The sequence below is a fragment of the Sorangium sp. So ce367 genome (genome assembly GCF_051520455.1).
Taxonomy (GTDB): domain Bacteria; phylum Myxococcota_A; class Polyangia; order Polyangiales; family Polyangiaceae; genus Sorangium; species Sorangium cellulosum_B.
Genome location: NZ_CP150334.1, coordinates 10,754,776 through 10,767,024, shown reverse-complemented (window position 1 = coordinate 10,767,024; position 12,249 = coordinate 10,754,776). Strand labels below are relative to the sequence as shown.

The following is a 12,249-nucleotide window of genomic DNA, read 5'->3' as shown; positions in this document are numbered from 1 at the left end:
CGCTCACTTCACCGACTTCAGATAAGCGATGAGCGCGTCCACTTCTTTGTCCTTGAGGAGCCCCTTGAACGACGGCATCACCGGCGGGTAGCCGCGTACGACCTGGCCGCCGGGGTTGAACACGCTCTCGCGGAAGTAGTTCTCGTCCGCGATGAGCTTGGATCCGTCCGCGAACTCCTCCTCGCGGCCGAAGAGCCCCTTGAGCGACGGGCCCTGGATGCGCGTCCCGTCGAGCGAGTGGCAGGTCGCGCAGCTCCGCTTGGCGAAGAGCAGCTTGCCGAGCTCCTCGGGCGGCAGGTCGCTGTTGTTGTTGCCCTCGAGCCACTTCTCGAAGTCCGACGGCTCCAGCACCTTGACCGTGGCGAGCATGTCCGAGTGACCGGAGCCGCAGTACTCGGTGCACAGGAGCACGGTCTCCCGCGCCTCCGTCGCCTCGAACCACAGCGACGTGTACGACCCCGGGACCACGTCCTGCTTCACGCGGAACTCCGGGATGTAGAAGCTGTGGAGGATGTCCTTCGAGCTCATGATGAGCCGCACCGGGCGGCCCCGCGGTACGCCGAGCTCGTTCACGGTCGTCGTCCCGTCGGGGTAGGTGAACGTCCACAGGTACATCTCGCCGGTGACGTTGATCTCGTAGGACTCGGCCGGCGCGACGGACGCGTGCACGTAGCCGCGCATGCCCACGAAGAAGAGCGCGATCACGATGGCGAGCGGGATCAGCGTCCACACGACCTCGACCGTCGTGCTGTGGTCGATGGGGCTCGTCTTGTCGCGCTCGCTCCGCCGCTTGTACTTGATGGCGAAGAGCACCGTCGCCCCCGCCACCAGGATGAAGAAGAGGACGGAGACCCAGTAGGCCGCGTCCCAGCCGGCGTCGATGTGCTCAGCGAGCGTCGAGCCCTGGCGGGGCAGCCAGAAGGAGCCGAGTTCGATCGGGTTTTTCATCACCATAGTTGTGGCTCCGCCACCTTGTATCTAGGAAGCCTCGTTTACACGCGCCCTCGTGCGGGCGCGTTCAGTCCGCCAGAAGCGAATGAGCCAGAGCCCGATGAGCACGACGGTGACGACGCCTGACGCCATCATCAGCCGCCTCGTCGCCAGGACGTACCCTCGGGCGTTGGGATCGTAATGGAAACAGAACAAGAGCACCCGATCCCAGGCGCTCCCGACCTGCCCGCTGCCCGCTTCGCGCAGCGCGAGGCCGAAGTTCTTCTGTGGGAAGGAGATGCCGTACAGCGTGCGCGACAGGCGCCCGTCGGGCGTGAAGACGAACGCGCCCGCCGCGTGTGCGTACTGCTTGGTCGTGTCGTCCCACCGGTAGTGGAAGCCCACCGCGTCGGCGAGCGCGCGCACCGACGCCTCGTCTCCGACGAGGAAGTCGAAGCCGTCGCCGGTGACCGGCTTGCCGTACGCCTCGATGTAGTTCGCCCGCTTCTTGCGCGCGGCTTCGGGCGTGTCGCGGGGGTCGAAGCTGACGACGAGCGCGCGGTACTCCTGGCCCGCGGTCCAGGCGCTCTCCTTCATGGCCTGGAGCACGCCGTTCAGGACCAGCGAGCACAGCATCGGGCACTCGAAATAACCGAGCACCAGGACGAGGGGCTTGTCGCCCGCCGCATATTTGGCGAGCTCGACCTCTTGCCCCGACTGGTCGCGGAGCCGGAGCTTCTGCGGGAGCAGGGCTCCCGGCCGCTCCTCGATGTCGATGCCGGCGAGCTCCGTCGGGATGGTCGTGTCCGCAGCTCGCGCGCTCCGCGCCGGGGTGACCGTGGCCACCACGAGCGCGAGAACGGCGAGCAGGGCAGACAGCGGGCGGGACATCACTGCTCCGGAGCGGGGGTCGCCGGGGCTGCGGGCTTGGGCGCCGCGCCTGCAGGCGCGGCGGGCTTGGCCGCCTCGGCGGGCTTCACGGCGTCGGCGGGCTTGGCCGTCTCGGCAGGCTTGGCCGCGTCCGAGGGCTTCGCCGCGTCCTTGTCGCCCGGCTTCGCTGCGTCCTCGCCCTTCGACGGCTCGCCGGCGGCGGCGCCCTCGGCGGGCTTCGCCGCGCCGTCCGCGGGCTGCGCGCCCTCGGTCGTCGCGGCGGGAGCGGCCACGGTCCTCACGCGCTTCTCCTGGTAGTCCTTCAGGGTGAGCGCGACGGCCTGATCGACCGGGATGCGGACGACGCCCTTCTTCTCGTCGGCCCACTGGTAGCGGCTGAGCCGCTCCTTCTCCCAGGCCCGCAGGCTGCGGACCCCGCTGCTCGGCGGCTCCAGCACCTTGGTCGAGATCTCGCGCTCCATCGTCGACTTGAAGATCTCGTTGACGAAGAGCACGACCACCACGATCGAGAGCAGCGTGGCGATCACGATCACGAAGATGAGCGAGTTGTTCGGTCGATCCACCTCGGCCTGGGCCTCGGCGTGATCGGTCGCTGTGTTGTCGGTCGCTTCGCTCATGGCCGGCTCCTTACGGGTTGTCGATCCGAGCCGCTTCGGCAAGGTGAGGGTCGTTCAGGGGATACAGCGGGCTCTTGGACGCCTGGAGCGCGAGCATCCAGGCTCCGACGCCCAGCGGGCCGAGCAAGCCGGCGAGGTCGATCCAGCTCAGGTGCGCGCCGTGGTGATCCACGTTCGGCATGACGAGCCAGTAGAGGTCGACGTAGTGCATCACGAGGAGGAGCACCGACGCCGCGCCGAGCACGAGCGGGCTCCGCTTCGCGTGCCGCGACAGGAGGACGAGGAACGGAACGACGAAGTGCCCGAACAGCAAGGCCAGGCTCACGACCTTCCACGAGCCCTCCCAGCGGTGCTGGTAGAAGATCGTCTCCTCCGGGATGTTCGCGTACCAGATCAGGATGAACTGCGAGAACGCGATGTAGGCCCAGAAGATCGTGAATCCGAAGAGCAGCTTGCCGATGTCGTGCTGGCGCTCGACGTTGCTCACCTTGCGCAGGAGCCCCGCCTTGTGCAGCGCGATCGTGATCAGCGCGAGCGCCGAGAGGGAGCTCGTGGCCGAGCCGGCGAACACGTAGACGCCGAAGATCGTCGAGTACCAGTGCGGGTCGATGCTCATCAGCCAGTCGAACGCCGCGAACGAGATGGTCAGGGCGAAGACGATGACGGCCGGGGCGGCCCCGGCGCGCATCCTCGCGGTGGGCCGGAAATCGGCGCTCTTGTCCTGCGCGCGGGAGGTCTTGATGAACCAGAGCGCGAGGCCCGCCCACGCCACGAGGAACACCACGGCGCGGATGTAGAAGAACGTCGGGTTCAGGTAGGGCGCCTTCTGGTGCAGCACATGATCGTTCGCCGCGTCGGGCCCCATCCAGTGATGGTAGATGTCATGGGCGAGCACCGCGACCGGGAGGAAGAGCACGATGCAGGCGGGCAGGATGCCGCTCATCCACTCCATGTGGCGGCGCGCGGCCGCCGACCAGCGCGCGCGGGTCAGGTGCTGGATGATCACGAAGAACAGCGCGCCGAGCCCGATCGTCACGAGCCACGTGAAGCCGGTGAGGTACGAGAACGCAAAGCGCTTCGCGTCGGAGACCGCCGCCGCCGCCGAGAGCACCACGCCGACGATCGCCAGCACCATGCTCCCCGAGACGAGCCGCTTCGCGACCGCCGGATCGAGGACCTTCGCGTCCTCGGCCAGAGCACTTCCGTGGGACTTCATGGAGTTCCGCTCTCCTTCGCGATGTTGCCCCGCTGGGCCTCGGGCACGTCGTCGACGCGCGCGTGCTGGCTGTGCTGCAGCACGCGCACCCACGTGACGATCGCCCACCGGTCCTTGACCGGGATCTGCTTCCGATAGGACGGCATGTTGCGCACGCCGTTCGTGATGACGTTGAAGATCTCGCCGTCGGGCAGGCCGATGGCCCGCTCGGACGCGAGGTCGATGGGGGGCGGGTACCCGCGCTTCACCACCATGCCCTGGCCGCTCCCGCTCTGGTCGTGGCACGGCGCACAGTAGATGTTGAAGCGATCCTGGCCGCGCCGGATCACCGTCTCATCGACGGTGATGGGCGCGAACGCCAGGAACGTCTCGCCGTCCTTGCCGGTGCGGTAGGCCTCGCTCTCGTCGAGCGATCCCTGGGCCACCGTGCCTTCGACGATCGGCCGCATCGCCCGCCCGTCGGGGAACAGGCTGGTGCCCTCCTCGGGCTGGAACTTGGGCTGCCAGTCCATGTCTCCGAAGAGGTGGATCGGCGGATCGCTGCTCGCCTGTCCGCGGCAGCCTGCCAGGACGACGAGGAGGGGAATGCACCAGCGCTTCACGAGGAGACCTCCCGGATGCCCTGGGCGCCGAGGCGCTGGAGGAGGTTGCGCGTCTCCGTGGAGTCGAACTTCGGGTCGCTCGCCTCGACGCTGATGAAGAAGGCGTCGTCGGTCGCCCGCGGGAACGAGGGGTGCGTCATGGTGGGGTGGAACAAGGTGGGCAGGCGCCCGAGCGCGAAGAGCCCGAAGAAGCACGTGAGCGCCGCGAAGAGGACCGTGAGCTCGAAGAAGATGGGGATGAAGGCCTGGTACGAGAACGACGGCTTGCCGCTGATGATGAGCGGATAGTCGTGGTACTGCGTGTACCAGGCGAGCGCGATGGCGCTGGCGAGCCCCGCCGCCCCGCCGCCGAGCACGAGCCACGGCAGCGGAGACGGCTTGAGCCCCATCGCCTTCTCCAGCCCGTGCACGGGGAACGGCGTGTGCGCGTCGAAGCGGCTGTACCCGGCGTCCCGGAGCGCCTCGCACGCGTGGAAGATGTCCTTCGGGGTCGTGAAGTAGCCCATCACCCCGAACAGGGTCGACTCGCCGTCCGCCTCGTGCTCGGCCTTGCGCTCCAGCTTGCGCTCGATCGCGAGCGCGGCCTGACCGTGCGGCCCGCTCTCGCGGGGCTCGTCGTACTCCGCGTCGTCCTCGGGCACGTGGCCCTGCGGCTTGACGTCGGGCTGGCTGTCGCGCGCGGAGTCCTTGTGCGCTCGTGCCTCCTCGGCCGAGGCGGGCTTCCCGGAGCGCTTCTGGCGTCGGGCGTCGCTGTTACGCTGCATGATGAGCCTCGTCGTTGCTGTGCGAGCCGTGAGGATCGGCCGCCGCCGTGACCCCCTTCACCTCGCTGATCGCGACCATCGGCAGGTAGCGGACGAACAGCAGGAAGAGCGTGAAGAAGAGGCCGAACGAACCGAAGAACGTCGAGATGTCCCAGATGGTCGGGCGGAAGTAGGTCCAGCTCGAGGGGAGGAAGTCGCGGTGGAGGCTCGTCACGATGATGACGAAGCGCTCGAACCACATCCCGATGTTGACCAGGATCGAGATGATGAACATCGCGGGGATGCTGGTGCGCACCTTCTTGAACCAGAAGAGCTGCGGGAAGATCACGTTGCAGCTCACCATGGTCCAGTAGGCCCAGGCGTACGGGCCGAGGATGCGGTTCCGGAAGGCGAACTGCTCGTAGCCGTTGCCGCTGTACCAGGCGATGAAGAGCTCCATCCCGTACGCGTAACCGACCATGGTGCCGGTCGCGACGATGACCTTGTTCATGTTCTCTAGGTGCCGCATCGTGATGAGCCCCTCGAGACCGAACGCCTTGCGCGCGAACACCATCAGCGTGACGACCATCGCGAACCCGCTGAAGATGGCGCCGGCGACGAAGTACGGCGGGAAGATCGTCGTGTGCCAGCCGGGGACGATCGAGACGGCGAAGTCGAACGACACGATCGTGTGCACGCTGAGCACGAGCGGCGTCGAGAGCCCGGCGAAGATCAGGTAGGCCTTCTCGTAGTGGAGCCAGTGGCGGTGCGAGCCGCGCCAGCCGAGGCTGAGGATCCCGAAGACGATCTGCTTCGTCCGGGTCGTGGCCCGGTCGCGGATCGTGGCGAGATCAGGGATGAGCCCGACGAACCAGAAGAGGGTCGAGACCGTCGCGTACGTCGAGACGGCGAACACGTCCCAGAGCAGCGGGCTCTTGAAGTTCGGCCAGATGCTCATCTGGTTCGGGATCGGGAACAGCCAGTGGGCGAACCAGATCCGGCCCAGGTGGGCCACCGGGTAGATGGCGGCGCACGCGACCGCGAAGATCGTCATCGCCTCCGCGGCGCGGTTGATGCTCGTCCTCCACTTCTGGCGGAAGAGGAAGAGGATGGCGCTGATCAGCGTGCCGGCGTGGCCGATACCGACCCAGAACACGAAGCCGGTGATGTCCCACGCCCAGTTGACCGTGGTGTTCAGCCCCCAGATACCGATACCGGTCCCGACGAGGTGAACGAGCGAGCCGGCGAGGATGAAGAGGATGCTGATGGCAAGGCACAGCAGGACGAGCCACCCGGGGGGGCGCTTGCTGAGGACGATGCCCGAGATCTTGTCGGTGAGAGAGCGGAAGTCGTCCTTCCCCTGCACGAGCGGCGCCTCGTCCAAGAGGGCGGCGCGGTCCGAGAGCCGGGGGTGATCGACCTGGAGGGGTGCTGTGGCGCTCATGCGTCGGCGAGCTCCGGGTTCTTGTTGCGGATCTTGGCGAGGTACGTGACCCGCGGCTTGGTGTTGATCTCGTCCAGCAATCGGTAACCGCGCGGGCTAGCGGCCGCCGCGGCCACCTGGCTCTTGGGGTCGTCGAGGTCGCCGAAGACGATGGCCTGCGTCGGGCAAGCGCCCTGGCACGCGGTCACGACCTCGCCGTCCTTGATGTGCTCCCGCCCCTCTCGCTTGGCGTCGATCTTGGCGTGGTTGATCCGCTGCACGCAGAAGGTGCACTTCTCCATGACGCCCCGCGATCGAACGGTGACGTTGGGGTTGAACTGCATCTTCTGCTCCTCCGAGTCCGGCTGGTTGTACTCGAGGAAGTTGAAGCGACGGACCTTGTAAGGGCAGTTGTTGGCGCAGTACTTCGTGCCGACGCACCGGTTGTACGCCATGTCGTTCAGCCCCTCGGGGCTGTGCGTCGTGGCGGCGACCGGGCAGACCTGCTCGCACGGCGCGTTCTCGCAGTGCTGGCAGGGGAGCGGCTGCGAGATGCTCTCCGGCTCGTTCGGGTCCGTGCCCTGGAAGTAGCGGTCGATCCGGAGCCAGTGCATCTCGCGGGTCTGCCGCACGCCGTCGGCGCCGACGACCGGGATGTTGTTCTCGGCCTGGCAGGCGACGACGCACGCGTTGCAGCCGAGGCAGGCGTTGAGGTCGATGGTCATGCCCCAGGCGTGCCCCTGCCGCCGGTTCGGCTCCTTGAACAGGCTGAGGAGCGGCGGCACGTGGACCTGCTTCTGGGCGAACTCCGGGTCCTTCTGGAACTCGGCGAGCGTGCCCTCCCGCGCGAGCGGGCGGCCCTCCATCACGAAGTGCTCCTGGGTGCGCGCGAGCTCGACGACCTCGCCGGTCTTCTCCAGCGAGAAGCCGCCGGCGAGCTCGAAGGCGTCGCTCTTGCGCAGCGGGGTCGTGTCGACGCCGACGCCATGGCCGACCCGGAGCTTCGCGCGCCGCCCCTGGCCGACGGTGATGCCCACCGAGTCGTCCGCCTGCCCCGGCGCGACGAGGACGGGGATCCGCACCGACGCGCCGCTGCCCGTCAGCGTCACGACGTCGCCGTCCTTCAGGCCGAGCCGCGCCGCCGTCGAGGGCGAGAGGTTCGCGGCGCTGCCCCAGGTGAGCTTCGTCATCGGGTGGGGCAGCTCTTGGAGCCACCCGTTGTTCGCGAACCGGCCGTCCCACGTGTGCACGTCGGGCCGGAAGGTCACCTCCAGGCCCTCGCCCACGGCGGGCGCGAACGCGCGGAGCGCCTCGATCGCGCCCTGCGCCGCGGCGGCCACCTGCTCGTCCGCGAGCTGGGTCCCCGCGACGAGGCCGTCGTGCAGCGCGCGGCGGAAGTCGTCCTCGGTGCGCTTCGCGCCCTCGGCGGTCAGCCAGGTCGCCCGCACCAGATCGTAGGCCGTCCGCGAGCCGCCGAGCAGGAGCTCGATGACCTCGGCGTCGGTCCTGCCGCCGAAGAGCGGGGCGATGAGCGGCTGCGCGATGCTGGCCGTCCCGTCCTCCGCCCGCACGTCGCTCCACGACTCCAGCGGGTGGGCGCGGTTCAGGTGCCAGCGGGTGCGCTCGCTCGTCTCGTCGACGTGCGTCGAGACGTGCACGCTCACGGGCACCTTGGCGAGCGCGTCGGCGAAGCGCGCGTCCGCGGGCGCGTCGAAGGCCGGGTTGCCGCCCAGGATGATCAGCGTCTCGACGTCGCCCTTCTCGATGGAGCGCGCGAGCTCGACGAGCGCCTCGGGGCCCTCGCGCGAGTCGTCGAAGGGCGCGACGTGCCGGACCGCCTTGCCCGTGTTGTCGAGCGCGAGGTTGATGAGGTGCACGAGCCCGTGGACCTCCTTCGGCAGCGAGCGCCCGGCCACGACAGCGCCCTCGCCCCGGTTGGCGACGAGGTCGGCGGCGATGGCGGCGACGTGCCGGGTCGCCTTGGCGTCGAGCCCTTCTGATTTGCCCGCGAGCGCGCTGAGCAGCTGCGGGTCGAGCGCGACCCCGCGCTTGCCGAGCTCGGTCGCGAGGGCGAAGGCGAAGGCGGGGATCTTGCGGCTCTGGATGCGGAGCCGGTGATCCGCGGCCGCGCCGGTGATCGTGAAGGTGCTCTCGACGGAGTAGAGGCGGTTCATCGCCTTCGGGTCCTTGTCGACAGCGCGGCCCGCCGTGAACGCGCGCCCCTGCTTGAGCGGGCTGCCGTCGGAGGCGAACAGGTCGGCGTCGAGCGCGACGATCACGCGCGCCTTCGTCAGGTCGAGCGTGGTCTCGAGCGGCTTGCCGAACGCGAGCCGCGCGCCCTCACGCGCGGCGTCGCGCGAGAAGGGCTCGTACCGGACGACGCGCGCCTCGGGCAGCGTCTTGCGGAGATCGGCGAGGCGCGCGGCCAGCGTCGGCGACCGGTGCGCCTCGGTCAGGATCGTGAGCCCCTTGCCGCCGCGGCCGCGGAGCTTGTCGCCCTCGGTGCGGAGGAACGCCGCCGCGTCGTCCCAGGACTTTTCGGTCGCGCCCTCGCGCGCCGACTTGCTGCGATCGGGATCGTAAAGGTCGAGGATCGAGGCCTGGATGTGGAGGGTGGTCCCGCCGAGGCTCTCGGGGTGCTTCGGGTTGCCCTCGATCTTGGTGGGCCGCCCCTCGTGGCTCTCGACGATGACGCCGAAGGCCGTGCCCATCATCGGCAGCGCCGTCGCGAAGAACAGCGGCTTGCCCGGGATGACCTCTTCCGGGGTCCGCGAGTACGGCAGGATCTGCTCGACAGGCCGGCGGCAGCCCACGAGGCCGCCGAGCGCGAGCGACGCGCCCATGAGGCTCAGGAACGTGCGCCGTCCGACGCCCTCCGGCGGCTCGAACGCGGCCGGCGGGAACTCGCGCCCGAGCGCGTCGACGAAGTCGGGCGAGCCGGAGAGCTCGTCCAAGCTGCGCCAGTAGGTCTTTCCAGAGAGATCCTGGGCGAGGGGGAGAGGAGTTCGTTTACTCATCGGTGGCACCCCGAGCAGTGAAGCGGCGCTTGCACCTGCCGCCCGGAGGAAGTGACCGCTGGCACGCGATCGTTGTAAGGCTCGTGGCTCGCGGGGATGCCGGCGCCCGCCATGGCGGCCGTCGCGGGTGCCATATCCATCTTGGTGACGTCGGCGGGATTGCGGAGGTTGGGACCCGGATCGCGGTGGCAGTCCAGACACCATCCCATGGTGAGCGGCTGGACCTGCCGGACCTTGTGCATCTGGTCCACGCGTCCGTGACAGCTCACGCAGCCGACCCCTGCGGCCAGGTGGGCCGAGTGGTCGAAATAGGCGTAGTCAGGAAGGTTGTGGACGCGCACCCAGGGGATGGGTTGATCCGTCGCCCAGCTCTCCTGCACGAGGAGGAGCTTTTCGCTGTCCCGCCGCACCTTGGCATGACAGTTCATGCACGTCTCGGTGGGGGGAACCGCGGCGAAGCTGGATACCTCTACTGTGCTGTGACAGTAGCGGCAGTCGATGCCGAGGTCGCCGGCGTGCAGCTTGTGGGAATAGTCAACCGGTTGATCCGGCTGATACCCGACCTCGAGATGTTTGTTGGTACCGTAGTACCAGAATCCGCCGATCACAGCGGCGCCGAGGGGCAGAACTCCGAAGAGCAGCCCCAGCGGAACCACTTTGTTGGCCCATCGTGGGAACAGGAACCGAGCCATAGGGTTGTGGTGGGCGTCGGAGGGACGCGCGGGCGCAGTTATGGCTTGCTGGCGGGGTGCGACAAGACGGCAAAGTGCCGCGTGACTGCGGCAGATTGCCGCTGTGGGTAATTGAGGCTCCACGCCGCGGCAGGTCGCCGCGGGGGCGCGGCACTTTGCCGCGGGTGCAGGCGTCCGTCCTTACGACACGGGGGCGAACTGGATGCGACACCGGCTCGAAAAATTGTCGAAACGTCACGCCGGCCGGGGAACGTTCCGGGGAAGCCAGGGGAATAGGGAAGGAGAGGGCTGGAGAGCGGGGGGCCGCCGCGCCGAGGCCGCCTGCCCGGGGGAGCTCAGAACACCGGCGTGAACGTGCGTGGGGCCTTCTTCTTCCGGAGGCAGCGGGTCGCCCTGCTCATGTAGCAGACGGTGAACGCTCGCCTCGGCTGGCCGCTCCGGTTCATGGCGGAGCAGTGCCAGAGGTAGTTGTGGATCAGCAGGGCCTCGCCCGCGCGCGCCGGCAGCGCGATCTTGCGGGCGTCCGCGTCGGCCGCGCGCACGCGGTCGATCGGAATGACGCCGCCGAGCGGCGTCGCGAGCCCGTCGATGTGGCTGCCTTCCAGCACCTCCACGCAGCCGCCGCCGGCGGGCGCGTCGTCGAGCGCTGTCCAGATCTGCAGCTCGGGGTCGCGATCCAGCCCCCAGTAGCTGCCGCCGTCCTGGTGCCACGGCAGCGGCGTCCCTCCGGACGCGGCCTTGTTGAAGAGCACGGCCCGGTAGATGGAGACCTCTCCGTCGATGAGCGCGCGCGCGATCCTCTCGAAGAGCGGGTTCTCGATCCAGGCGAGGAACAGCGGGTCCTTCTCGAGCTTCTCGAGCTTCCGGTACGACGTGCTCGGCCCCTGGTAGCCCTTGCCGTACGGCAGATCCTCGTAGCGGCCCGACGCGGCGTCGTGCTGGAAGAAGAGACCGGGGTACGTGACGCGCCCGAGCATCAGGTCATCCGAGCGCGCGCGCAGCGCCGCGAGCCCCGCGTCGGTCATCACGCGCCCGAGGCGGGCGTGGCCGCGGGCGGCGTAGTCGGCCAGGGGGCCCGCGAGATCGAGGTCCCTGGCCTCGGGCAGGAGGAGATCGATCATCGCGCGTAGCTCGCGTCGGTGCCCAGGTGATCGCGGTAGAGCGCGTCCATGCGCCGCGCCGCCTCCTCCGAGAGCGGGCGCCCGACGGCGTCGGCCGCCGCGTCGAGGTGCTCTGCCCGGACCGGGCCGACCAGGATGGAATCGACGACGTCCCGCCCCGCGAGCCAGGCGTACGACAGCGAGAGCAGGCTCATCCCTTCGTCCGCCGCCACCGCGGCGTAGCCGGCCGCGAGCTCGAACATGCGCCTGCTCCAGTACCGGCGCTGGTAGAGGCGGTTGCCCTCGAAGCGCGAGCCCGCCTGCGTCGCCTCCGGCCCCGCGTGCCGCCCCGTCAAGAGCCCGCCGGCGAGCGGGTTGTACACCGCGGTGGCCAGCGCGTACCGCCGCGCGAAGGCGGCGTACTCGACGTCGAGCTGGCGGATCAGCGCGTTGTAGAGCACCTGAGAGACGGCGGGGCGCGGCTTCCCGACGGCGTCGCGGCGCGCAATGATCTCGAGGATCTGCCACGACGCGAAGTTGCTGACCCCGTACTGCAGGATCTTCCCCTGCTCGAGCAGGGCGTCGATCGCCGATAGCGTCTCCTCGATGGGCGTCTCCGTGTCCGGCGCGTGGAGATAGCAGACGTCGACGTGGTCGGTGCCGAGGCGCGCGAGGCTCTCTTCGACGGCGCGGATCACGCGCTCGCGCCCGAGGCCCTCGGGCCTGCCCCGGACGCGGCGCAGGCCGACCTTGGTGGCGATCTGCGCCTCGGCCCGGCGGCCCCGGAGCGCCCGGCCGAGGATCCGCTCGGACGCGCCGTCCTGGTAGAGGTTCGCCGTGTCGAACGCGGTGATCCCTCGCTCGAGCGCGCGCAGGGTGATGCGCTCGGCCTCATCGGGCGGCGTGCGACCGCCGAAATTCATCGTGCCGACGAGGATCGCGGGCGGCGCGCCCGGGCGCCGCTTCGCCGTCATTCCCGCCCTCACGTCGTCGGCCTTCACGTCAGGCGCCACGCCCT

Annotated in this window: 11 protein-coding genes; all 11 read right to left on the bottom strand. The window is 69.1% G+C overall.

All coding sequences use genetic code 11. The features are described from left to right. Positions 1-3: 3 nt before the first annotated feature. A complete protein-coding gene (gene coxB / locus WME97_RS40800; RefSeq protein WP_437545845.1) occupies positions 4-948 on the bottom strand; it encodes a cytochrome c oxidase subunit II in 945 nt (314 codons plus the stop codon). A gap of 30 nt (positions 949-978) precedes the next feature. Continuing rightward, complete coding sequence (locus WME97_RS40795; RefSeq protein WP_437545843.1) at positions 979-1,821, bottom strand: SCO family protein; 843 nt, start codon at positions 1,819-1,821, stop codon at positions 979-981. Then, entirely contained in the window at positions 1,821-2,438 is a 618-nt protein-coding gene (locus tag WME97_RS40790) for a hypothetical protein (RefSeq protein WP_437545841.1), read from the bottom strand. Before WME97_RS40790 ends, WME97_RS40795 begins: the two co-directional genes overlap by 1 nt. A 10-nt stretch (positions 2,439-2,448) precedes the next feature. Next, entirely contained in the window at positions 2,449-3,654 is a 1,206-nt protein-coding gene (locus WME97_RS40785) for a hypothetical protein (RefSeq protein ID WP_437545839.1), read from the bottom strand. Continuing rightward, complete coding sequence (locus tag WME97_RS40780) at positions 3,651-4,256, bottom strand: c-type cytochrome (RefSeq protein ID WP_437545837.1); 606 nt, start codon at positions 4,254-4,256, stop codon at positions 3,651-3,653. Before WME97_RS40780 ends, WME97_RS40785 begins: the two co-directional genes overlap by 4 nt. Next, the gene (locus WME97_RS40775) at positions 4,253-5,020 is read right to left on the bottom strand and encodes a DUF3341 domain-containing protein (RefSeq protein WP_437545835.1); all 768 of its coding nucleotides are present in this window, start codon (positions 5,018-5,020) and stop codon (positions 4,253-4,255) included. Before WME97_RS40775 ends, WME97_RS40780 begins: the two co-directional genes overlap by 4 nt. Continuing rightward, positions 5,010-6,443 carry an NrfD/PsrC family molybdoenzyme membrane anchor subunit gene (nrfD, locus tag WME97_RS40770; protein ID WP_437545833.1) on the bottom strand — a complete coding sequence of 478 codons (1,434 nt, stop codon included), beginning with the start codon at positions 6,441-6,443 and terminating at the stop codon, positions 5,010-5,012. The genes WME97_RS40775 and nrfD overlap by 11 nt, the downstream gene beginning before the upstream one ends. Further along, positions 6,440-9,439: a TAT-variant-translocated molybdopterin oxidoreductase gene (locus WME97_RS40765; protein ID WP_437545831.1), complete on the bottom strand. Its 3,000-nt coding sequence runs from the start codon at positions 9,437-9,439 to the stop codon at positions 6,440-6,442. The genes nrfD and WME97_RS40765 overlap by 4 nt, the downstream gene beginning before the upstream one ends. Further along, entirely contained in the window at positions 9,436-10,131 is a 696-nt protein-coding gene (locus WME97_RS40760) for a cytochrome c3 family protein (RefSeq protein ID WP_437545829.1), read from the bottom strand. Before WME97_RS40760 ends, WME97_RS40765 begins: the two co-directional genes overlap by 4 nt. A 335-nt stretch (positions 10,132-10,466) precedes the next feature. Next, positions 10,467-11,252: a phytanoyl-CoA dioxygenase family protein gene (locus tag WME97_RS40755; protein WP_437545828.1), complete on the bottom strand. Its 786-nt coding sequence runs from the start codon at positions 11,250-11,252 to the stop codon at positions 10,467-10,469. Beyond that, positions 11,249-12,244, bottom strand: coding sequence for an aldo/keto reductase (locus WME97_RS40750; protein WP_437545826.1), 996 nt, complete (start codon positions 12,242-12,244; stop codon positions 11,249-11,251). Before WME97_RS40750 ends, WME97_RS40755 begins: the two co-directional genes overlap by 4 nt. Positions 12,245-12,249 lie beyond the last annotated feature (5 nt).